We start from the raw sequence: 22,212 nt of genomic DNA, 5'->3' as shown, positions 1-22,212 counted from the left end.
TAGCTGACAGTCCCCCCGCAGCCAAGCCGCTGGGCCCTCGACGTGGGGAACGAGCATTGGAGACGATGTCGCGCTTTCCGTTACAGCCCGAAGGCGGGTGACAGATGACCGTGTCAGCCTCTCCACCCGAGCTACGATTTCACGCATTCGATCAGGCACAGCTCTCTCGGGCTAGCGCGCCAAGCATGAGTTAGCTCCCGAATGAGCAGGTGCCACCCAGTTCAACTTCGGCCCTTGCGCGCGCAAAGTATTGGGCGAGATCGATCGGCAGTCCGGTCGGCAAATTGGGGCAGCGATGGCGAGAATGAATGCCAGGAACTTCCCTTCGGTGCCGCTTCGTCGATCTGTTTGCCGAGAAGACGCGCGCGCTGCGTGCCGTCCCCCATACCGCAGAGAACTCACTTCAGGTCACACACACACACACGACGCCACCGAGATCCTGCATCAGTTTTCTACTCCGACGCCGCCACGTCACCAAGATCAGTCGCGAGCGTGATCGCGGCTATCAAATCGGGATCGCGCGCCGGAGCGCTCTATGAGTGAGCCCCGAACGGCGCGGTTCTCCTCGAGCAATCCGGCTCGACGTAAGGCGGGCCATCCGTGCCGGCCTCGTGACTAAGAGACGGGCGAATGGCGGTTCCTGGACTCACCTTTTTGTCATGAAGTCGCTTCCTTGAGCCGGTGGCGGAGTTCTTGCTTGATGACTCCAGCACCGTTTAGAATCGGTTTTCGGAAAATTTGTCTTGTGGCATCAATTTTCATGGAATAGGATCATTTTTCACAGGTGTTGGCCCAGCTGAACCAAAATTCGATGAAAGGATTCGCTTTTCATGCCTCCGGTGCAAGAGCACCAATTTTCAGGTCCTGTTACCGTTTTTCAGGAAATCCGCCTTCCTGAAACGGCGACCCCGGCCGGGTACAGCGCCCTGGTCGGAGCCTACAGGCTCGCCGTGCCCTTGCCCCGTAGGTTGTTCGCCACGGGCGAGCATCATCGCATTACCGAACGGGATGGCTGGCGGATCATGACCCCCCGCCACGCCCCAAATCCTACCCTCGAAGGCCACCTGACCTTTGCGCTCAAGTACGAGGGACTGGACCTTGCCGTCCTCAAGCGGCTGTTCCAAGTGACCGGTCCCGCGCCGATCGAGGCGCTGGTCCGTGAAAGCCCGACCGGCAGTTATGCCCGCCGCATCTGGTTTTTATATGAATGGCTGAGGGGCGCCCGTATCGATCTGCCGGACGCGGCGGCCGGACGATACATTCCGGTTGTCGATCCCGAGCTGCAGTGGCCCGGACCCGACAAGACCGCTTCGCGCTACCGCGTAAGGGACAATCTCCCCGGCACGCGTGAGTTCTGCCCTCTGGTGTTCCGCACCAAGATTCTCGAAAAATTCATCGGCCTTGAACTACCGCGGCGCGCGGAGGCAATCGTAGCGGACGTGCCGCGCGACCTTCTTGCTCGGACCGCCGCCTTTCTTTTGCTCAAAGACTCGCGATCAAGCTATGCGATCGAGGGCGAGCGCCCGCCGCAAGATCGCATCCAGCGCTGGGGCCGCGCCATCGGCGAAGCCGGCCGCTGGCCGATCGATCGCGATGAGCTGCTGCGTCTGCAAAGAATTGTACTTGGCGACGCCCGTTTCGCAAGACTTGGCTTCCGAAAAGAAGGAGGTTTCGTCGGTGAGCATGACCGAGACAACGGCACGCCCTTGCCCGATCACATCAGCGCTCGGCCCGAGGACCTGCCGCGGCTAATCGATGGAATGGCGGCGTTCGATCAGGGCCCCGCGCAAAACCTTGATGCAGTCGTAGCCGCCGCAATCCTCGCCTTCGGCTTTGTCTACATTCACCCGTTCGAGGACGGAAACGGCCGCATTCACCGCTACCTAATCCACCACGTCCTTGCCATGCGCGGCTTCAATCCGCCGGGAGTGGTCTTTCCCGTCTCGGCCGCGATCCTGGACCAGATCAACGAGTACAGGGGCGTGCTCGAGAGCTATTCGCAGCGCCTTCTGCCATTGGTGGAATGGGAACCGACGCCGCAATTCAACGTCCGGGTGCTGAATGACACCGGTGATTTCTACCGGTTCTTCGATGCAACCCCGCACGCCGAATTCCTCTATGCCTGCGTTCAGCGGACGATCGAACGGGACCTTCCCGAGGAAACCGCATTTCTGCAGCGCTACGATCAGTTCCGGCAGCAGGTGGACGCCTTTATTGACATGCCCGAGCGGTTGACCGATCTGCTCTTCCGTTTTCTTCACCAGAATGATGGACATCTATCGAACCGCGCGCGCGAAAAGGAATTCGCCACGCTGACCAGTGACGAGGCAGGAAGAATCGAGGCGATCTACGCGCAAACCTTTGGTGCCCATTGAAGGTGTGATCATCAGGATCGATTTTTAGTCCGACGGTTTGTAATTCCCTTGTCCCTGCCTTCATCTCCGAGGCTTGACTTGTCGCCGAGACATGCACGATTTTTTCCGCACGGTCTGACCGGCCGCCGATCAGCCGCGGCCAGAACGCGCTTGACAAACCGGAGCCGTCCCGTCCAACCTCACGCATTCACCAGGGGAGTCCCGGCAAGGGGCTGAGATACTGCTGGCATTCGCGGCGCAGTGACCCGTTGAACCTGATCCAGTTCATACTGGCGTAGGGACGGTGCAAGCGCTTGCGGGAGTTTACGCCCGAGGTCCTGTTTCGGCAGGTCGACAGAAGCGTCTTTTCATCCTCCCGGCACAGAACTGGGTCTCCAATGCAACGAGCAAAGGAGCCTCAAGATGAATGCCCTCACCCCCGCCGTCTCGACGGGACCGCTGCCCGCCTCACGAAAAATCCACAAGCCCGGTGCCATCCACCCGCAGATCAGGGTGCCGATGCGCGAAATCTCCGTCCATCCGACGGCCGGCGAACCGCCCGTCACCGTCTACGATCCGTCCGGCCCCTATACAGACCCGACTGTCGAAACCAGCATCGAAAATGGCCTTGCACGGCTTCGCCACGAATGGATTACGGCGCGCGGCGATGTCGAGGCCTATGACGGCCGCCATGTCCGGCCGGAGGACAACGGATTCGCGACGGGCGAACGCCTGACGCCGGAATTTCCCATTCGCCATCAACCGCTCAGAGCCAAAGCAGGCAAGGCGGTGACGCAGCTTGCCTATGCGCGCGCCGGCATCATCACACCCGAAATGGAGTTCGTCGCCATCCGCGAGAACCTTGGTCGCGAGATGTCGCGCGGCAAGCTGCAGCGCGACGGCGAGGCTTTCGGCGCGACACTGCCCGATTTCGTCACGCCGGATTTCGTGCGTGATGAGGTGGCGCGCGGACGCGCAATCATTCCCGCCAACATCAACCATCCCGAGAGCGAGCCGATGATCATCGGTCGCAATTTCCTGGTCAAGATCAACGCCAACATCGGCAACTCCGCCGTCACATCGTCGATGGCTGAAGAGGTCGAAAAAATGGTGTGGGCGATCCGCTGGGGCGCAGACACGGTGATGGACCTGTCGACCGGCCGCAACATCCACAACATCCGCGACTGGATCGTCCGCAACGCGCCGGTTCCGATCGGCACGGTGCCGCTCTATCAGGCGCTCGAAAAGGTCGGCGGCATCGCCGAGGACCTGACCTGGGAGGTCTACCGCGACATGCTGATCGAACAGGCCGAACAGGGCGTCGACTATTTCACCATCCATGCGGGCGTGCGGCTGCACTACATCCCGCTGACCGTTGACCGGGTCACTGGCATCGTCTCGCGCGGTGGCTCGATCATGGCCAAATGGTGCCTGCATCATCACCGGGAAAGCTTCCTCTACGAACATTTCGCCGAGATCTGCGACATTTGCCGCGCCTATGACGTGTCCTTTTCGCTGGGCGACGGCCTTCGTCCTGGCTCGATCGCCGACGCCAATGACGCAGCACAATTCGCCGAGCTGGAGACGCTCGGCGAGCTGACACAGATCGCCTGGGCGAAGGATTGCCAGGTAATGATCGAAGGCCCCGGCCACGTGCCGATGCACAAGGTCAAGGAGAACATGGACAAGCAGCTCGCCGTCTGCGGCGAGGCGCCGTTCTATACGCTTGGGCCGCTGACGACCGACATCGCGCCGGGCTACGACCACATCACCTCCGGCATCGGCGCGGCGATGATCGGTTGGTTCGGCACCGCCATGCTCTGCTACGTCACGCCCAAGGAGCATCTCGGCCTTCCCGATCGCAACGACGTCAAGATCGGCGTGATCACCTACAAGATAGCCGCCCATGCCGCCGACCTGGCAAAAGGTCATCCGGCGGCGAAAGTCAGGGATGATGCCCTTTCCCGCGCGCGCTTCGAATTCCGCTGGGAGGACCAGTTCAACCTGTCGCTCGATCCCGAAACCGCGCGGTCCTTCCACGATCAGACCTTGCCCAAGGAGGCGCACAAGCTGGCGCATTTCTGCTCGATGTGCGGGCCGAAATTCTGCTCGATGCGAATTTCCCACGACATCCGCACCGAAGCGCAGAAGGAGGGCATGGCGGCGATGGCGGCGAAATACCGCGAGGGCGGCGATCTCTACCTGCCGGCGGACGAGACCGGCGCACCGCTCATACCTCAGCCACGTGAGCCATCATGAAGGTGCTGGTCAAAGGGGCCGGCGTTGCCGGCCTCACCGCCGCCTTCGAGCTCGCCGCACGCGGCGCGGCGGTTTCCGTTGCCGAGACAAGGCCTGGCCTTGGGGGCAATGCGTCGTGGTTCGCCGGCGGCATGTTGGCGCCATGGTGCGAGCGCGAAAGCGCCGAGCAGCCGGTGCTGGATCTCGGGCGCGGTGCCGCCGACTGGTGGGATGCCGCAACCCCCGGCCAGGTGACGCGGGCCGGAACGCTGGTCGTGGCCGCGCCGCGCGATGCGGGCGAGATCGACCGCTTCGCCAGCCGCACCTCGGGCCATCGGCGTGTCGATGAAGACGAAATTGCGCTCCTGGAGCCCGACCTCGCCGGCCGCTTCCGGCGCGGATTGCTCTTCTCCGACGAGGCGCATCTCGACCCGCGTCAGGCGATGGCAGCGCTTCATGACAAGCTCGCAGCCATGGGTGTCGAGTTTCACTTCGGCACCGAGGTCTGGCATGTTTTTGGTTTCGATCATCAGATCGACTGCACGGGAATGGCAGCCATCGATGACCGGCTACGTGGCGTTCGCGGCGAAATGCTGATCCTGCGCACGCCCGACATCTCGCTGTCGCGCCCGGTCCGGCTGCTTCATCCGCGCTTTCCGCTCTATGTGGTGCCGCGCACCGGCCAGTGTTTCATGGTCGGTGCGACCATGATCGAGAGCGGGTCCGCCGAGCCGGCCACGGTGCGTTCGATGATGGAGCTTCTGGGTGCCGCCTATGCCCTCCATCCGGCATTCGGCGAGGCCGGGATCGTTGAAACCGGTGTCGGCGTCCGTCCTGCTTTTCCCGACAATCTGCCGCGTGTCGAGGCACATGGAAGCACCGTCGCAGTCAACGGGCTTTATCGCCATGGCTTTCTTCTCGCCCCTGCCATGGCGCGCCAGGCGGCCGACCTGGTCTTCCATCAAGACGGAACGAAGGAGCTTGCTCATGAAACTGACGGTCAACGGCAAAGTGCATGAGGTTGCAGCCACCACGCTGGCCGAGCTGCTTGCGGCGCTCGACTATGAAGGCGATTGGCTGGCAACGGCCGTCAACAGCGAACTCGTGCACAAAGCCAACCGGGCGGAATTCCGGTTGAGCGACGGCGACCGGATCGAAATCCTCTCACCGATGCAGGGAGGCTAGGCCATGTTCGATCTTCTCGGAACGTCGCTTGCCTCCCGCCTGCTTCTCGGCACCGCTCAATATCCATCGCCGGCCATCCTTGCCGAGGCCGTCAAGGCGTCGGGCGCTTCGGCGGTAACCGTCTCGTTACGCCGTGAGATGGCAGGCGGCAGGGCCGGCGAACAATTCTGGTCGTTGATCCGCTCGCTCGGCGTCAGAATCCTGCCCAACACTGCCGGCTGCCACTCCGTCAAGGAAGCGGTCACGACCGCGAAGATGGCGCGCGAAGTTTTCGGCACCAACTGGATCAAGCTCGAAGTGATCGGCAACCACGACACGCTGCAGCCGGACGTGTTCGGGCTGGTCGAGGCCGCCCGCATCCTGTGCGAGGACGGTTTTGATGTATTCCCCTATACCACCGACGATCTTGTCGTCGCCGAGCGACTGCTGGAGGCGGGCTGCCAGGTTCTGATGCCGTGGTGTGCACCGATCGGTTCCGCCCTCGGGCCGATCAACATTCCGGCGCTGCGCTCGATGCGCGCACATTTCCCAGGCGTTCCGCTGATCGTGGATGCGGGGCTCGGACGGCCGTCGCACGCGGCAACCGTCATGGAGCTCGGCTTTGACGCCGTACTCCTGAACACCGCAGTCGCGAAGGCGGCCGATCCGGTCGGCATGGCGCGTGCGTTCGGCAAGGCGGTCGAGGCCGGTCGTGAAGCTTTCAACTCGGGAATGCTCGAACCGCAGGACGTCGCCGTGCCGTCGACGCCGACAATTGGCAGGGCAGTTTTTTCATGAAGCTCGACCCCTTCTACCTGATCGTCGACAGCGCCGCCTGGATCGAACGGCTGGTGCCGCTTGGCGTCAAGCTGGTTCAGTTGCGCATCAAGGATAGGGACGAGGCCACGTTGCGGACGGAAATCCGCCGCGCGAAGGGCGTCTGCGCGGTCCATGGTTGCCAACTGATCGTCAACGACCATTGGCGGCTCGCCATTGAGGAAGGCTGCGACTTCGTCCATCTCGGCCAAGAGGATTTGGCTGCGGCCGACCTGCTGGCGATTAAGTACCCCGGATTGAAGCTTGGGCTCAGCACGCACGATCATCTCGAACTGGAAACGGCCATCGCTGCCGAGCCCGACTATATCGCGCTCGGCCCCATCTATCCCACCGTCCTGAAGCAGATGAAATGGGCGCCGCAAGGGCTCGAGCGGATCAGCGAGTGGAAGCATCGGGTGGCGCCGATCCCATTGGTCTCCATCGGCGGCCTCAACCCCGACCGGCTCGACGGTGTCTTCGAGGCTGGTGCGGACAGCGCCGCGGTGGTCACCGACATCACCTTGAATGCCGATCCCGAAGCGCGCACGCGAGAATGGATCGAAAAGACAAAGCCATGGCGCTGAGGCGAGAACCGCATGTGCTCGTGGTCGGCGGATCAGACTCCAGCGGTGGGGCTGGAATTGCACGCGATATCGAGACGATCTCTTCCATTGGCGTGCGCACCTGCCTCGCTGTCACCGCGCTCACAGTGCAAACGCACGACGCCGTACTGGAAATCCTTCATTCGCCACCAAGCCTGGTGGCTGATCAGATGCGCGCCGCGCTGCAGGCCAACGAAGTGGCGGCAATCAAGATCGGCATGCTCGGAACAGCCGAGACCATCGCTGCGGTTGCCGCCGTACTGCGCGAAAATCGACAGGTGCCGGCAGTACTCGATCCAGTGCTGGCCTCCACCTCAGGCCGGGCGCTCTTACAGGCAGCCGCTATCGCTGTCATGAAGCGCGATCTGATGCCGCTTTGCTGCCTTGTCACGCCCAACCTTCCCGAACTGGCGCACCTTATTGGCTCCGAACTGGCAGTGGATGAGGACGATGCGCTCCGACAAGGACAAAGACTGTTGGCCGCCGGCCCTCAGGCCCTGCTGATCAAGGGTGGGCATGCCTCGGGACTCCGATCGACCGATATTTTATTACGCTCCGATCATGAACCCATCCACGTCGATACACCGCGCCTTGCCACATCAATGCGCGGAACAGGTTGCATACTGGCCAGCGCGATTGCGGCGCATCTGGCGAAGGCGAAGCCGCTTGAAGACTGCGTGCGCGAAAGCAAGCGGGTTGTCTTCGCCACGTTTCAGAGGAATGGAGCAGAATGAACCCGGCTATGCGGTACAAGCAGCTTTAGCCGCTAGTATGCTGGATCCTGAGCGTCTTGCTCGCTGGCGCAAACTCTTAGACGAAAATCGCAACAACACGGCGGTTCGAACCGGACCTCGTGGAAGCAATTCGGCCGCGGTCGCAGCGATCATTCATGAAGGAGGAGAGCTGGTCCTCTTGTTTCGAGGGGATCGGCAGCTCGTAGTTCGCAGTTTCGTTCAGTCCGGGGAGTCGGAGTGGATTCGAACGGCGTGACCGCCCAACCCAAATTAGAGAAAGTGGTGCGGGTGGCAGCGTGAACCTGCGACCCCATCGTCCCGAACGATGTGCGCTACCAGCAAAGCCGCAGCTTTTTGGGCCCGATCGTCACGCTTGCTTCGCAATGATCGCGTTTCCTTTCGAGCTTTGGGTGGGAAACATAGGCCCCCCCCTGCCGAGTTCATGTTTCATTGTCATCTGTCCTGAGACCGATTTCGTCGCCTCGGCGGCGACCTGCTTCTTGGCGATCTTCTCGGCGGCGTCTGCCTGGAAGTCGGGATGATGGTGGCCATAAGTATCGATCAGGACATCCACGGTGATGCCCAGAAAGCCCGCCGCCTGCCACATGTCGGCGCCGGCCCGCATCAGCCAGGTCGCAGCGGTGTGGCGAAGCGTGTGCGAAGTGACGTCGGGACCGAGGCCGGCTGCCTCGCGAGCTCTCCTGAAGCTCTTCTTTACCGACACCACCGGCTTTCCATTCCATTCCACGACAAAATCTTGCGATATTTTTCGGCCGATATTTGCGCTTTTGCCGCGCGCCTTGGTTCTGATATCGAGATCCGTGCACGCCCAGCGGCGGAGGTGAGCCAATAGCCGGTCCGGCAGGCGCACGGGCGGCTGGCGTTTTTTGGTCTTCTTTGCGCCATCGGCACGGCGGTAAAAGATGCCGCGGTCAAGGTCCACATAACCACGCCCTTTGGTTGGACGGACGGCGGCGCCGCAGACTGCGGCAGAGCGTGTTCCTGTATAAAGCGCGACAAGCATGAAGCGGGCGAGGTGTCGTCCGGTACGCCGGCCGCTCTCCTGGCCCTTCCATTTCTGCTTCATACGCCAAGCTGCCCAGATGAGAGCGGCCGCTTCACTGCGCGTCAACCAGCGCTCGCGTGCACCAGCCTTGTCGGGCAGGACAATCGTCGGTGCGGCAGTCGTGTAACCTTCCCTGCGATAGTAGTTGATGGCTGCACGAAAATCCTCGAGTTGGCGGCGCGCAACGGCTTCTGTGGGACAGGACGCGGCGTAGTCGCGGCAGAGTTTGCCGTTAATAGCGGCGAGGGTCTTTTCACCGAAGAAATCGAGGATGTTGTCCAGCCGAGCCGCCGTCTCTTCCGGCGCGGCATGCTTCGGTGCAACCTCTCTCAGGTAGACGCTGACGACATCGGCTATCAAGACATCTTCGGCACCGCGCGCTCGGTGGTACTTGCTGGCGATGTAGACCGCGAGCGCCTTTTCAGCTTCAGGTCCTGGATGGCCCTTTTCGCCGCTGCCAGCGCTGATGAACGTTGTTCGATCGCGGATAAACCATCCAGCTTTGTTTCGGAGTGTTCCGTCCTTTTTCCAGCTTTCGCCGCGCCAGACGAGGCGTGGCCCTTTCGACGCCCGCGGCATAGCTCCCTCATTCTGGTGATCGCCAGCAAGGTGACGTACTCCTTTCCTGCGATTAGCTCGGTTTCAAGTCGGCCGGCGTCACGTTCCTTGCGTAGGCCTGCTGCGCACATCGAGCCATCGGGAAAGGCAATTCGTGCTGCAATCGCGACGCGCAGGGGCGTGGTCTCGTCGAATTGGTCGGGGATTTTCAAAACGGAGCCCTCAGCCAATCTCTATGGTCCGATAGTTTCGCTCGGAAACAGACGGATCGCGGTTCGCATTGAGCACACTTTTCTGTCTCGCCATTCCGGATGCCCTGCCGCACGATCTTTTCTCTGAATATACGGCTGCGAAAAGCGCCGACTGGAGCGCCTGCGGCAAAGATGCTCCTTTGACCTGCTAATCGGAACGGTTGCGCTGACGCGCACTCCACGAGCCTTTCGGCTGGCTCCCCACTTCCGTGGCCGGTGGAACCGCTCCTGACTGGCTTCGGCTGTCTGTGCGGCTTCCGTTTTCATGGACTCACTGCCGGGTCGCTTGGGCCTACTCCCGTGCGCCCGGCTTAGTGGGTTCTGCTGATCGCCTCACGCTGCGGTTTCGAATGGTGTCTTCCACCTCGGAGTTGGTCGGCAACCGAAATCTTCATTTGAGTTCATAAAGTTGGAGGGCCGCGCTTGGCGCACTGACGGGTTGAAGGCTGGGAGAGAGGCTCCCGGCGCCCGGCGCGGAGACTCGCAATGACCAAGCATCGGCACCAAGCTGCCCCGACGCGGGCCAGCGTATATGAGGACATCACCAGCAAGATCATCGGCGAGCTGGAGGCCGGTCGGCTGCCCTGGGTTCAGCCATGGGGAATGGCAGCTGCGAAGGCGCCGCTCGCCATGCCGAAGAACGCCGCCACCGACCGGCAATACTCTGGAATCAATGTCCTGATCCTCTGGGGTTCGGTGATCGAGCAGGGCTTTTCAGGACAGAGCTGGCTGACCTTCCGCCAGGCGCTCGCGCTTGGCGGTAGCGTCCGCAAGGGTGAGCATGGAACGACAGTCGTCTACGCCCATCGGTTCGTGCCCGACGACGAGAAAAAGCGTACCCGCGAAACCGGCGAGCAAGCCCGATCGATCCCATTCCTCAAACGCTTCACGGTGTTCAACGCCGCGCAGTGCGACGGGCTGCCCGACGATGTTGCGATGGCCACGCACCCGCCCCTACCCGGCCTGATCGAGCCGAAGGTCGAGAGGCTGATCAAGCAGACGGGGATCGATTTCCGGGTTGGTGGCAGCCGCGCCTTCTACGCTCCGGCCCACGATTATGTGCGGGTCCCGCCACCCCAAGCCTACTTCGAGCCGATCAATTGGCACCGGACCGCCCTGCATGAACTCGGGCACGCCACCGGTCATGCCTCACGCCTCAACCGGGATTTGTCTGGTTCCTTCGGCACCAAGAAGTATGCCTTCGAAGAGCTGGTTGCCGAGATATGTGCGGCTTTCTGTTGCGCCTCGCTGGGCATCACGCCGACCGTGCGTCACGCCGACTATATCGGCTCGTGGCTGGAGGTGCTGCGCGAGGATAACCGTGCGATCGTTCGCGCCGCCTCTCTGGCAAGCAGGGCTGCGGATTATCTCTTGGGTTTTTTGCCGGACAAAGTGGCCGCTGACGACGATCGGCGGGAGGCAGCGTAATGGCCGCCCGCTTCCAGTTCGGCGTCTTCCTGCGGATGCGTTCATGACCGAAGTCTGCCTCGATGCCGGACCCCGCTGCGGCGAAGTCGTTGCAGAGCGCCAGGACCGACCTGCTGCTCCGCGACAAGTGTCGCGTGGCTGCCGAGCACATCAGAGGGCGAGGAGTGACGGAATTCTCATGACGGGTTTGGAGGTCGAGAGAGAGGCTCTCGGCCGCCCGTCGCGGAGTACATCCCGATGGCTACTGCCGTTCAGAAGATCACCCTGTCGTCCTCGCGCGACATTCCGTTCAACAAGCTGGTGCTCTCCCAGTCCAATGTCCGGCGCGTCAAGGTCGGCATCTCGATCGAGGATCTTGCGGCCTCGATCGCCCGCCGCGGCTTGATCCAGAGCCTCAGCGTCTTGCCTGTCGTCGACAGCGACGGTAACGAGACTGGCATGTTTGAGGTGCCTGCCGGAGGCCGGCGCTTCCGCGCGCTTGAGCTGCTGGTGAAGCAAAAGCGCCTCGCCAAGACCGCCCTCGTGCCCTGTGTCGTGCGCGCCCGTCACAGCGCGATCGTTGCCGAGGAGGTGTCGCTCGCCGAGAACATTGAGCGAGCGCCGCTGCACCCGCTCGATCAGTTTCGCGCCTTCCAGGACATGCGCCAAAAAGGCATGAGCGAGGAGGAGATTGCCGCAGCCTTCTTCGTGCCGGTCAACGTTGTTAAGCAACGGCTTAGGCTGGCTTCTGTCTCCCCAGTGCTGCTCGATGTGTATGCCGATGACGGGATGACGCTGGAGCAACTCATGGCTTTCACGGTCTCTGAAGACCGCGCTCGCCAGGAGCAGATCTGGGAGGCAATCAGGGATGCCTGGTCGAAAGAGCCCTATCAAATCCGGCGCATGCTGACCGAAACGACGGTGCGCGCCTCCGACAAGCGCGCCGTCTTCGTGGGGACCGACGCCTATGAGGCCGCGGGTGGTATCGTCATGCACGACCTGTTCCAGTCGGATGACGGCGGCTGGCTGCAGGATGCAGCGCTGCTGGACCGCCTGGTCACAGAGAAGCTCAAGGCGGTTGCCCAGGAAGTTGCAGCCGAGGGTTGGAAGTGGGTCGAGGTCGCCATCAGCTTCCCCTACGACGCAACGCGTGGGCTGTATCATCTGCAGAGTGATCCGCTCGATCTCTCTGCCGAGGAGCAGGCTACCATCGATGCCCTCAACGCCGAGCATGCCAAGCTTGAAACCGAATATGAGGGTGCTGACGAGCTGCCCGAAGACGTCGATCAGCGACTCGGTGAAATCGAGACCGCGCTCGCCAATTTCGACAAGCGCCCAAGGCAATTCGATCCGGCCGACATCGCCGTCGCCGGCGCGTTCGTCAGCATCGACACTGACGGCTCACTCTCGGTCGACCGCGGCTTTCTCCGGCCTGAGGACGTGCCGCTGATGTCATTTGACGGCGCGAATGAATCGAAAAGGGACGGCAGGTCCGGAGCTGCCGACAGCTCGTCGGTGCACCGTGCCGTTGTCACCATTGGCGGCCAGGCTGTCGAGTGCGAGGAAGACGAGGACGATGCGGTCAAGCCCCTGCCGGACCGACTGATGACAGAGTTGACCGCACACCGGACACTGGCGTTGCGCGATGCGGTTGCCGGCAACCCTCACGTCGCCATGACAGCGCTCTTGCACAAGCTGGTCACTGACACGTTCCAGCACCGCACCACGAACGGGTGCCTGGAGGCCTCGATCCGTCACGTCTTCTTCCCTCTGCAGGCAGGTGACCTGAAGGACAGCCCCTCGGCGAAATCGGTGGCCGAACGCCATGAGGGCTGGAAATCGGACCTGCCGACCGAGGACGATGCACTTTGGGACTGGATCGCCTCACTTGATGAGACCAGCCGCGCGGCGTTGCTCGCCCATTGCGTCAGCTACGGCGTGAACGCGCTCCACGAGAAAGGCGACCGCTATGGCGGCGCTGTCTCGGCACACGGCGTTCGGCAGCGGATCGCGCAAGCTGATCGACTGGCACGCGCGGTCGGTCTCGATATGGTTGACGCCGGCTGGACACCGACAGTCGAAAACTATCTCGGCCGCATCACCAAGTCCCGCATTCTCGAGGCGGTGCGAGAGGCGAAGGGCGAACAGGCCGCGCAGCTAATCGAGCATCTGAAAAAGGGAGATATGGCGAAGGAAGCCGAGCGCTTGCTGACCGATAGTGGCTGGCTGCCCGAGCCGCTGCGCCTGGTCGACCTCGACGGCAGCGCTGGCGCTGATAACGGCGCCGGCACCGACGGCTATGGGGAAGAGCTGCCCGAATTCCTCTCAGACGACGATGCGCAGATTGAAGACAGCGAACCGCACATGGCCGCTGAATAGATCGCCTCGCGCGGAGCGGGTTCGGCCCGCTCCGCGCCCTTTCCTACCGCTGCCGGACGCTCACTTTCTCAGACACGGGCAAAGCTAATTGGCCGCTTCAGCCGCGTCCTTCTCGCTCGGCGGCTGCTGCCCCGCCGTCCCCACTGCGTGCCAAGATATCGCCCCGGGCTGCCAACCGCGTTGCCGCTGTCGTCGTTGGGCTGACGGCGGGTAGCGGCGCAGCGCCTGGATCGAAGAAGGATCGTTATCGGCAGGACCGCAGTCCAGAGGGGAGAGGCCGGCCAGGGCGGATTTGAGCCGGATTGGTCGAGAGAGAGGGCCGCCCGGTTCATTCCCGTTCCGCTCTCCTCGAGGTTTTCTCCATGTTTGATGTTTCTTCGAAGACTGCCGCTCCGGCAGTGCCGCTTCCGCTTGTCTCATCCCCGGCTGTCGAACCAGCTGCCGCCATCCACAGCGCGGCGCAGTTTCTTCTGCCCCATCTCGAACGCGGTCAGCGCGTCGACGTCTCGAGCCTTCGCTCGGCCATGGAAGCTGCCTTCGGTGCCTCCGATGCGTCCGGCGCATGGGACTGGAAATCAGCCTATGACGCTTGCGAAGTCGCGACGGTGCTGTTCCTGCGCAAATACGGAAAGTCGCTTTTCCGCAAAGCCGGTTCTGCGGCCGCCGCACTTCCGATGCTGGGCAAGATCGCCGGCCTGTTCCCAACTCACACGCGCCGCTCCGAAGAGACCGAAGCGCTTCAGCAGTTCAGCACCCCCATTCCGCTCGGTCTGGCGGCCGTTACTGCCGCGGCAATCACCCCTGCCGACCGCGTGCTTGAGCCCTCCGCCGGCACCGGGTTACTTGCTATTCTGGCCGAGATCAGTGGCAGCACGTTGCTGCTCGACGAACTGGCCGAGGCCCGCGCCGGGCTTCTCTCATTGCTCTTTCCGGCCATCCCCGTCACTCGCTTCAACGCAGCGCAGATCGATGATTATCTCGATCCCGGCATTGCACCAAGCGTCGTGCTGATGAACCCGCCGTTCTCGGTGCTTGCTAACGTCAGCGGCCGCGTGTCCGACGCTGCCTATCGTCACGTCGCCTCTGCGCTGGCCCGGCTCACCGAGGGCGGGCGGCTTGTCGCAATCACTGGCGCAAATTTTTCCCCAGAGCTGCCCATCTGGCGCGAGTCCTTCGTCAGGCTCCAGGAGCGCGGTCGCGTCGTGTTCACCGCCGCGATCGACGGCGCCGTCTACGCCAGGCATGGCACCACCGTCGAGACCCGGCTGACCGTCATCGACAAACTGCCGGCCGACAAACGAGGCACCCTTCCAGCATCGGCCGGCATGGCGCCCGATGTCGCCACACTGATCGCCTGGATTGACAAGCATGTTCCCGCGCGACTGCCGGTCAGCGCTTCGGCTTTCGTGCCCGCCGTCAAGGCGACGGGGCCCACCGCGCGCGGCGTGCGCGGCTATCTCGCCAGATCCGCCGATCCCACTCCGGTGCGCAGCCTTGCCGAGCCGGAAGGCACCGCGCTTGCTTACGAGACATTGGACTGGACGCCTGCCGAAAGTAGGCGCATCACCGATGGCATCTATGAGGAGTACGGGTTGCAGGCGATCCGCATTCCGGGCGCCCATCCGCATCCGACCAAGCTGGTCCAATCGGCGGCAATGGCATCCGTTGCCCCGCCGAAGCCGAGCTACCGGCCGATTCTTCCTGCCAAGGTTGTCAGCGACGGCCTCTTGTCCGACGCGCAGCTAGAAACAGTCATCTATGCCGGCGAGGCCCATTCGGAGTTCCTCACCGGTTCCTGGACGGTGGACGACACCTTCGACCTTGTCTCTGCCGCGCGCGACGATGCCGCGCACGCCGTGCGATTCCGCCGGGGCTTCATGCTCGGCGACGGGACGGGCGCCGGCAAGGGCCGCCAGTCAGCAGGCATCATCCTGGACAGTTGGATGCAGGGCCGCCGCAAGGCGATGTGGATCTCCAAATCCGACAAGCTGATCGAAGACGCCCAGCGCGACTGGTCTGCTCTCGGCATGGAGCGCCTGCTGGTCACGCCGCTGTTGCGGTTCCCGCGGGGCAAGGCCATCCGCCTCGATCAAGGGGTCCTATTCACCACCTACGCCACGCTGCGCTCCGACGAACGCGGTGAGAAGATCTCGCGCGTGCGGCAGATCGTCGAATGGTTGGGCACCGACTTCGACGGAGTGATCATTTTCGACGAGAGCCACGCTATGCAGAACGCGGCAGGCGGGAAGGGAGAACGCGGCGACGTCGCCGCCTCACAGCAGGGACGCGCCGGGCTCCGCCTCCAAAACGCCCTGCCGAACGCCCGCGTCGTCTATGTCTCGGCGACGGGAGCAACCACCGTCCACAACCTCGCCTACGCGCAGCGTTTGGGCCTGTGGGGTGGCGACGATTTGCCCTTTGCGACCAAGGCCGAATTTGTCGAGACGATCGAGGCTGGCGGCGTTGCCGCCATGGAAGTGCTGGCCCGAGACCTCCGCGCAATCGGTCTCTATACGGCCCGATCGCTCTCGTACGATGGTGTCGAATACGAGCTGGTCGAGCACCAGCTTACCTCCGAGCAGACCCGCATCTACGACGCCTATGCCGGAGCGTTTAGCGTCATTCATAACAATCTCGACGCCGCGATGCGGGCCGCCAACGTCACAGGCGAGACCGGGACACTGAACCGTCAGGCAAAGTCGGCTGCACGTTCGGCTTTCGAGAGCACGAAACAGCGCTTTTTCGGCCATTTGCTCACCGGCATGAAGACGCCGACCCTGATACGCTCGATCGAGCGCGATCTCCATCAAGGCCATGCCGCCGTCATCCAGATCGTCTCGACCGGCGAGGCGCTGATGGAACGGCGCCTCGCGGAAATTCCAACCGAGGAATGGAACGACGTTCGCGTCGACATCACGCCGCGCGAATATGTCCTCTCGTATCTGCAGCATTCCTTCCCCGTGCAACTCTACGAGCCGTTCACCGACAGCGAAGGCAATTTGTCGTCACGTCCGGTCTATCGTGACGGCCAGCCCGTCGAGAGCCGCGAAGCGGTCGCCCGCCGCGATCACCTCATCGAGCAACTCGCTTCACTCGCCCCCGTCCCGGGGGCACTCGATCAGATCGTACAGCGCTTCGGCACCGACCTCGTAGCGGAAGTGACAGGCCGGTCGCGCCGCATCGTGCGCAAGACCAGCACTCGAGGCATCGATCGCCTTGTCGTCGAAAACCGCGCCGGATCGGCCAATCTCGCCGAGGCACAGGCATTCATGGATGACTGCAAGCGCATATTGGTGTTTTCCGACGCCGGTGGCACTGGCCGCAGCTATCACGCTGATCTCACTGCGAAGAACCGCCGCCTTCGAGTTCACTATCTGCTCGAGCCGGGCTGGAGGGCCGATGCCGCCATCCAGGGCTTGGGGCGCACCAACCGCACGAACCAGGCGCAGCCGCCGCTGTTCCGGCCGGTTGCGACCGATGTGAAGGCTGAGAAGCGCTTTCTCTCGACGATAGCCCGGCGCCTCGACACATTGGGCGCCATTACGCGCGGCCAGCGCCAGACCGGCGGCCAGGGCCTATTTCGCCCTGAGGACAATCTGGAGTCGCACTATGCCCGCGACGCGCTGCGGCAGCTTTACCTGCTGCTGGTTCGCGGCAAGGTGGACGGCTGCTCACTCCAGATGTTCGAGGAAGCGACCGGCCTAACACTGACGGATTCCACCGGCATCAAGGACGAGCTGCCGCCGATCACGACCTTCCTCAATCGGCTGCTGGCGCTTACCATCCCGCTTCAAACCGCCCTGTTTACGGCCTTCGAGCAATTGCTGAATGCGAAAATCGAGGGCGCCATCGCCTCCGGTGCCTACGACATCGGCTTGGAAACACTGCGTGCGGAGAGCTTCGTCGTCACCGAGCGACGCGTCATCCATGTCCATGCCGCCACCGGTGCGGAAACGCGACTGCTGACCATCGCCCAGCGCAAGCGCAACCGACCCGTTTCACTTGCCGATGCCCTTGCTCAGCTTCACGATCCCCGCGCGAAGCTCCTGGTCAACAACCGATCCGGCCGCGCCGCCGTACAGGTGCCAGCGCCAGCGCTGATGCTCGACAACGGCGAGATCGAATGGCGAGTCCGGCTGATCCGGCCGATGGAGCACCATCAGGCCTCATTGAAGATGATGGCGGAGAGCCACTGGGTTGAGGCTGAGCAGGCTGCATTCGCTGACGCCTGGAGTGCCGAGACGGCTGACGTGCCCGAATTCACGGACAGCACTATCCATGTCGTTGCCGGCATGCTGCTGCCGATCTGGAAGCGTCTGCCCAGGGAATTCTCACGTGTGTACCGGCTCCAGACTGACGATGGCGAGCGCATCATCGGTCGTCAGGTCCCGCCAGCATGGATCGCGGGCGCACTGGCAACAAGCTCGCCTTCGATCACAGCCAGTGATGCTTTCGTTGCGCTTCTGGGCGGTCGAACGATCCTCGACCTCGTCGATGGTCTGCAGCTTCGGCGCAGCCGCCTCATGGGCGTCAGCCGAATCGAGCTGACGGGCTTCAACGACACAATGCGTGACCGTCTTTCGGCTTACGGCCTCTTCCGAGAGATCATCTCCTGGAAGCTGCGCATGTTCGTGCCCGCCGACGCATCTGGACCCGCAATTCTGGGCAAGTTGCTGAAGGGTTATCCAGTCCAGCGCATCGACACGCGGGAGGATGCGTGATGGCCCGCCACGATGCGTCAGAACTGGCGCACCGCCTCGGCCGGCACGCTGAGGCGGTTTGTCGCTACTATCTTTCGAACGGGCATCGCGAGGGCCGCTACTGGCTTGTCGGCGATGTGCAAAACACGCCGGGCCGCTCAATGTTCGTGCGGCTCGTCGGGTCAGCGAACGGAAAAGGAGCCGCCGGCAAGTGGGCCGATGCGGCGACTGGCGAGCATGGCGACCTTCTAGACGTCATTCGCGAAAGCCGCGGCTTCAGCAACTTCAAGGACGTTGCGAATGAAGCAATGACGTTTCTCGGCTTGCCGCATCCCGAACCAGAGCAGATTTCTCCCCGGCCGAAATCGGTAGACACGCCATCCGGATCATCGGAAGCAGCGCGTCGGCTGTTTGCGATGTCGCAGCCGATTGCGGGTACGGTCGTAGAGGCGTATCTGCGCAACCGCAGCATTGCCGCTTTGCACGGGACCGAAAGCCTGCGTTTTCACCCGCGCTGCTACTACCGGCCCCACGAACATGCGCCGACTGAGACCTGGCCGGCGATGATCGCTTCCGTCACCGATCTCGACGGCCATTTGACTGGCGCACATCGCACCTGGCTTGATCCTTCCGGCAGGGGCAAGGCACCGGTCGGTACGCCGAAGCGCGCGATGGGCGATCTTCTCGGTCACGCGGTTCGCTTTGGCCTGCCGGGCGACGTCATGGCGGGCGGCGAAGGCATCGAGACCGTCTTGTCGCTTCGGTGCATCCTGCCCGATATGGCTATGGCAGCGGCACTCTCGGCAGCCCATCTCGCTGCCATGCTGTTCCCCCTCACGCTGAGACGGCTCTACATCGTGCGCGATGCCGATCCAGCCGGCGACAGCGCGCGTGACACCTTGATCAAAAGAGCGAATGCTGCCGGGATTGAGGCGATCGTGCTCTCGCCGGCACTTGGAGACTTCAACGAAGATCTCTGTACGCTTGGCGTGGATGATCTTCGAGCACGCGCGCGTGTCCAGCTCGCCCCGCAGGACATCGCCCGTTTCATGGCAGTGGCGGGATAATTCGAAACGAACAACCTGTCCGCTGTCGCTTGCATCGCTCGAATGCCCCCCGAAGTCGGAGAGAACCGCGCCTGCGGGCCTTCGAGAGGGCGATCGGCCAGCAAACGACCCGGACCCGCAATGTCTTCGGCCGACTATTTTCCGGCGCGCTCCCAAGGGAGCGCTTTCCATCGCGAAGCAAAATAGCCGGCCTTCCCCCTCCTCCGCTGACACTCCGGCCCTTCGCTTCGCTGCGGGTGCAGGTCCGTCCCGTCCGCCGGCTTCCGTCGCCATGAAGGCCGCGAGGTCGCGGTCCAACCGGCGGAGCATCTAATGAGCGAGCATGACGACTACGAACCACAGCACTCGTCTTCACCCATCGACCAAGTCCTCACCGAACTCCAGCTCTATGGCTACCGACCCTTCGCAGATGAGCCTGATCCTCGACCGCTTCCAGAGGGGCACTGCGTCGCCGGCGCGATCGCTGACATCTTCGACGCCCTCATCGTGGCACTGCAAGACAGTCGCCTCGAGCCCGATCTCGACGATCTTCTGTGGTCGACCGTCAACATCTTTCACCGCGCCGCAGATCGAATCGAGCGCGAACTCGACCACAACGAGCAGGCGCAACGCCGCAGCCAGCGTGAGCAAGACGGCAGCGAAGTGAAATCCGTCGAGCTGGAACACCTGACAGCCGAAGGGCAGACGCTGATCGAACGCCAATGCGCCTTCGAACTGATGCGTGATCAGGCCGCGGAGCACTACGAGCGCCACACCGGATCAAGTTGGCGACCGCGCAGCGGATCGATGGTCAACCACCGCAACCTGACCTCTGCGCTGATCGACAGCCGCGACTTTCTCAGCGCCAAGAAACGCGCCTCGCAGGAAGTCCTTCTGCCACCTGGCCCGAAAATCGCCTTCACCGCTGGGCTCGACTTCAATGACCACCAGCTGATCTGGGCCAAGCTCGACCAGGTCCACGCCCGGCATCCAGACATGGTCTTGATGCACGGGAAATCGCCGAAGGGTGGCGAAAAGATCGCCTCCTGTTGGGCAGACCATCGCAAGGTACCCCAAATCGGCTTTGCCCCTGATTGGACAAAGCATGCCAAAGCCGCCCCGTTCAAGCGCAATGACGCAATGCTGGAGTTGCTGCCGATAGGCGTCATCGTCTTTCCCGGGACCGGAATTCAGGACAATCTTGCTGACAAGGCAAAAAAGCTCGGCATCCCAGTCCTCGACTTCCGCCCCAAGGGAGGCGGCGCGTAAGCGCTGCCCGCCCCTACCCTTTTTTCGATTGTACGATACGGCCGCGATGGGGCAGCGCGGCGCCGCCCGTCTTATGCGATACTCAAGTCCGCGCCCTAGCAAAGGCGCGCGACGCCGTCACGCTTGCCGTCAACGTTTCAGCTGCGTCGCAGCTGGCATCACAGCTGCGAATAACGACGCCTGTTCAACCGAACAGGGGCTGGATCTGGGCGAACTCACCGAACAACCGGCGTGGGCAGGATGCTTGTTTCTGACCGGCCGTCGCATTGTTAGCGTTGTCGCTGACACGGCATGGCGCGACGCACAGCTCGAATCCACCACGGCGTGCCGTCTCGTTCCAAAGATCGCGGATATCCGGCGATGCACGTCAGCCGTGACTTGAACCGTGTCTTAAGCGCGGTGCTGACAACAGCTTGCGACTCGCGATGCCTGTACAGAGGAGCATCGACGCCGCTGATCGTCGTAGCCGGGATTTCGCCAGCGACGGTATCGCCAGGTTCTCCGTTGATGTCTCTATCTGGTGGGCCGCTCCAAACGGCCTCTTTAATGGGCTGATCTGGCCGAAGATCGGCTGCGCCTCGATCGCCTAAGCCGCAATGGCGCCGATCGACTTTCTTCCCCTGCCGGCTACGCCGTCATTCCTCGCCAAACAACAAAGTCGCCTGGCTGCCATCCTCCGCTGGCGCTGCGGTCGCAAGCGATGCGGCGTCGATCGCCCCCGGCCCGCCGATCGCCATCGAGGCCGCAACGGTGCGGGCTCGAAACAGAGTTCAAGGAGAAAACTCATGGCGATAATCGGAACCTTCAAGAGGGCCGGCAACAACGAGTTCACCGGCGAAATCGTGACCCTCTCGCTCCAGACCAAGAACGTCCGGGTCGTGCCCGAGACCAACCGCTCTGGCGACAGCGCCCCCAGCCACCGTGTCTTCGTCGGGCAGGTCGAGATCGGCGCCGCATGGTCCAAGCGCTCCAATGACGGCCGCGACTATCTCGGCATGAAGCTGGACGATCCGAGCTTCACTGCTCCGATCTACGCCAACCTCTTCAACGATGAGGAAGGCGAAGGCTTCAGCCTCATCTGGTCCCGCCCCAACGGGCGCCGCAACGCCGAGTAAGGGCCCGACCAAGGCTCCGCCCGGACGAACAGGGCGGGGCCGATCTCCTTTCATCCGACAAGTTGAGCGCAGTCGCTGCGCAACGAGCTCCGTCGGACTGTGGGGCGACTACCGGTCGTGTTCGCGACTGGCGACTTCATTCTTGCATGTTGCCTCGCCGATCATCGAAAATTCGCGGTGCTTCCCGCGTCAACTCACGGTGCCGATTTTCTGATCAACTCGCAAGGCTCCACATTCAGCGCAGTGGCGATCCTCCCAAGAACACTGATGCTGGCCGAGACCCGAGCGCGCTCGATCGATCCCACGTAACGCATGCTCAGTCCAGAGCGGGCGGCCAGTTCCTCCTGCGTCACGTTCTGGTCATGGCGCAGACGACGCATGTTGGCCGCCATGATCTCCTTGAGATTCATGACGGATTAGGGACCAGAAAGGGAACTATCGTTCTAGGAATGATCGTTCCTATTCGCTATGATTGGTGCTCGATCTAAAGGACGGCTCCTTCGAGATCGCGAT

At 62.6% G+C, this 22,212-nt stretch carries 15 protein-coding genes, 1 pseudogene and 1 riboswitch; of the genes and pseudogenes, 14 read left to right on the top strand and 2 right to left on the bottom strand.

What is annotated here, in order from left to right; genetic code table 11:
* The first annotated feature begins 830 nt into the window (after positions 1 to 830).
* The 8 genes and pseudogenes from NKH91_RS12445 to NKH91_RS12410 all read left to right on the top strand — a co-directional run.
* A complete protein-coding gene (locus tag NKH91_RS12445; RefSeq protein WP_023717068.1) occupies positions 831 to 2,375 on the top strand; it encodes a Fic family protein in 1,545 nt (514 codons plus the stop codon).
* A gap of 182 nt (positions 2,376 to 2,557) precedes the next feature.
* A riboswitch (TPP riboswitch) is annotated at positions 2,558 to 2,674 on the top strand.
* Positions 2,675 to 2,777: 103 nt separating this feature from the next.
* Complete coding sequence (gene thiC, locus NKH91_RS12440; protein WP_352950973.1) at positions 2,778 to 4,613, top strand: phosphomethylpyrimidine synthase ThiC; 1,836 nt, start codon at positions 2,778 to 2,780, stop codon at positions 4,611 to 4,613.
* Entirely contained in the window at positions 4,610 to 5,611 is a 1,002-nt protein-coding gene (gene thiO / locus NKH91_RS12435; protein ID WP_023717066.1) for a glycine oxidase ThiO, read from the top strand. The genes thiC and thiO overlap by 4 nt, the downstream gene beginning before the upstream one ends.
* Positions 5,580 to 5,777 (top strand): sulfur carrier protein ThiS, encoded by a 198-nt coding sequence (thiS, locus tag NKH91_RS12430; protein WP_023717065.1) that lies wholly within the window; start codon positions 5,580 to 5,582, stop codon positions 5,775 to 5,777. Before thiO ends, thiS begins: the two co-directional genes overlap by 32 nt.
* A gap of 3 nt (positions 5,778 to 5,780) precedes the next feature.
* Positions 5,781 to 6,554 (top strand): thiazole synthase, encoded by a 774-nt coding sequence (locus NKH91_RS12425; protein ID WP_352494344.1) that lies wholly within the window; start codon positions 5,781 to 5,783, stop codon positions 6,552 to 6,554.
* Positions 6,551 to 7,156 (top strand): thiamine phosphate synthase, encoded by a 606-nt coding sequence (locus tag NKH91_RS12420; protein ID WP_352884941.1) that lies wholly within the window; start codon positions 6,551 to 6,553, stop codon positions 7,154 to 7,156. Before NKH91_RS12425 ends, NKH91_RS12420 begins: the two co-directional genes overlap by 4 nt.
* Positions 7,147 to 7,908: a hydroxymethylpyrimidine/phosphomethylpyrimidine kinase gene (locus NKH91_RS12415; protein WP_023717062.1), complete on the top strand. Its 762-nt coding sequence runs from the start codon at positions 7,147 to 7,149 to the stop codon at positions 7,906 to 7,908. The genes NKH91_RS12420 and NKH91_RS12415 overlap by 10 nt, the downstream gene beginning before the upstream one ends.
* A pseudogene (locus tag NKH91_RS12410) lies at positions 7,904 to 8,047 on the top strand (ribosome small subunit-dependent GTPase A); the annotation flags it as partial. The gene NKH91_RS12415 and the pseudogene NKH91_RS12410, both read left to right, overlap by 5 nt.
* A gap of 228 nt (positions 8,048 to 8,275) precedes the next feature.
* On the opposite strand, the gene NKH91_RS12405 reads toward NKH91_RS12410, so the two are convergent.
* Positions 8,276 to 9,553, bottom strand: a complete 1,278-nt coding sequence (locus NKH91_RS12405; protein ID WP_352515843.1) for a tyrosine-type recombinase/integrase — start codon at positions 9,551 to 9,553, stop codon at positions 8,276 to 8,278.
* A gap of 716 nt (positions 9,554 to 10,269) precedes the next feature.
* Here NKH91_RS12405 and NKH91_RS12400 point away from each other — a divergent pair.
* The 6 genes from NKH91_RS12400 to NKH91_RS12375 all read left to right on the top strand — a co-directional run bounded on the left by NKH91_RS12400 (position 10,270) and on the right by NKH91_RS12375 (position 21,699).
* The gene (locus NKH91_RS12400) at positions 10,270 to 11,211 is read left to right on the top strand and encodes an ArdC family protein (RefSeq protein WP_023717060.1); all 942 of its coding nucleotides are present in this window, start codon (positions 10,270 to 10,272) and stop codon (positions 11,209 to 11,211) included.
* Positions 11,212 to 11,448: 237 nt separating this feature from the next.
* A complete protein-coding gene (locus NKH91_RS12395; protein WP_023717058.1) occupies positions 11,449 to 13,569 on the top strand; it encodes a ParB/RepB/Spo0J family partition protein in 2,121 nt (706 codons plus the stop codon).
* A 362-nt stretch (positions 13,570 to 13,931) separates the two neighbouring features.
* Entirely contained in the window at positions 13,932 to 18,290 is a 4,359-nt protein-coding gene (locus tag NKH91_RS12390; RefSeq protein ID WP_352884940.1) for a strawberry notch-like NTP hydrolase domain-containing protein, read from the top strand.
* On the top strand, positions 18,290 to 19,336 hold the full coding sequence (locus NKH91_RS12385) for a DUF7146 domain-containing protein (RefSeq protein ID WP_023717056.1): 1,047 nt from the start codon (positions 18,290 to 18,292) through the stop codon (positions 19,334 to 19,336). Before NKH91_RS12390 ends, NKH91_RS12385 begins: the two co-directional genes overlap by 1 nt.
* A 312-nt stretch (positions 19,337 to 19,648) precedes the next feature.
* Positions 19,649 to 20,584 (top strand): DUF2493 domain-containing protein, encoded by a 936-nt coding sequence (locus NKH91_RS12380; RefSeq protein ID WP_023717055.1) that lies wholly within the window; start codon positions 19,649 to 19,651, stop codon positions 20,582 to 20,584.
* Positions 20,585 to 21,369: 785 nt separating this feature from the next.
* Positions 21,370 to 21,699, top strand: coding sequence for a DUF736 domain-containing protein (locus tag NKH91_RS12375; protein WP_023717052.1), 330 nt, complete (start codon positions 21,370 to 21,372; stop codon positions 21,697 to 21,699).
* A gap of 194 nt (positions 21,700 to 21,893) precedes the next feature.
* On the opposite strand, the gene NKH91_RS12370 is transcribed toward NKH91_RS12375, so the two are convergent.
* Positions 21,894 to 22,109, bottom strand: coding sequence for a helix-turn-helix domain-containing protein (locus tag NKH91_RS12370; RefSeq protein WP_023717051.1), 216 nt, complete (start codon positions 22,107 to 22,109; stop codon positions 21,894 to 21,896).
* Positions 22,110 to 22,212 lie beyond the last annotated feature (103 nt).

The sequence above is a fragment of the Mesorhizobium sp. M0894 genome (assembly GCF_040319725.1).
Lineage (GTDB): Bacteria > Pseudomonadota > Alphaproteobacteria > Rhizobiales > Rhizobiaceae > Mesorhizobium.
This window is presented reverse-complemented; position numbering and strand designations above follow the sequence as displayed.

What these genes read in the sequence shown, in the direction of transcription:
- NKH91_RS12415 (WP_023717062.1), top strand. Translation starts at nt 7,147, where the DNA reads ATGGCGCTGAGGCGAGAACCGCATGTGCTCGTGGTCGGCGGATCAGAC.
- NKH91_RS12375 (WP_023717052.1), top strand. Translation starts at nt 21,370, where the DNA reads ATGGCGATAATCGGAACCTTCAAGAGGGCCGGCAACAACGAGTTCACC.
- thiS (WP_023717065.1), top strand. Translation starts at nt 5,580, where the DNA reads ATGAAACTGACGGTCAACGGCAAAGTGCATGAGGTTGCAGCCACCACG.
- NKH91_RS12380 (WP_023717055.1), top strand. Translation starts at nt 19,649, where the DNA reads ATGAGCGAGCATGACGACTACGAACCACAGCACTCGTCTTCACCCATC.
- NKH91_RS12385 (WP_023717056.1), top strand. Translation starts at nt 18,290, where the DNA reads ATGGCCCGCCACGATGCGTCAGAACTGGCGCACCGCCTCGGCCGGCAC.
- NKH91_RS12405 (WP_352515843.1), bottom strand. Translation starts at nt 9,553, where the DNA reads ATGCCGCGGGCGTCGAAAGGGCCACGCCTCGTCTGGCGCGGCGAAAGC.
- NKH91_RS12425 (WP_352494344.1), top strand. Translation starts at nt 5,781, where the DNA reads ATGTTCGATCTTCTCGGAACGTCGCTTGCCTCCCGCCTGCTTCTCGGC.
- NKH91_RS12445 (WP_023717068.1), top strand. Translation starts at nt 831, where the DNA reads ATGCCTCCGGTGCAAGAGCACCAATTTTCAGGTCCTGTTACCGTTTTT.
- thiO (WP_023717066.1), top strand. Translation starts at nt 4,610, where the DNA reads ATGAAGGTGCTGGTCAAAGGGGCCGGCGTTGCCGGCCTCACCGCCGCC.
- NKH91_RS12390 (WP_352884940.1), top strand. Translation starts at nt 13,932, where the DNA reads ATGTTTGATGTTTCTTCGAAGACTGCCGCTCCGGCAGTGCCGCTTCCG.
- NKH91_RS12400 (WP_023717060.1), top strand. Translation starts at nt 10,270, where the DNA reads ATGACCAAGCATCGGCACCAAGCTGCCCCGACGCGGGCCAGCGTATAT.
- thiC (WP_352950973.1), top strand. Translation starts at nt 2,778, where the DNA reads ATGAATGCCCTCACCCCCGCCGTCTCGACGGGACCGCTGCCCGCCTCA.
- NKH91_RS12370 (WP_023717051.1), bottom strand. Translation starts at nt 22,109, where the DNA reads ATGAATCTCAAGGAGATCATGGCGGCCAACATGCGTCGTCTGCGCCAT.
- NKH91_RS12395 (WP_023717058.1), top strand. Translation starts at nt 11,449, where the DNA reads ATGGCTACTGCCGTTCAGAAGATCACCCTGTCGTCCTCGCGCGACATT.
- NKH91_RS12420 (WP_352884941.1), top strand. Translation starts at nt 6,551, where the DNA reads ATGAAGCTCGACCCCTTCTACCTGATCGTCGACAGCGCCGCCTGGATC.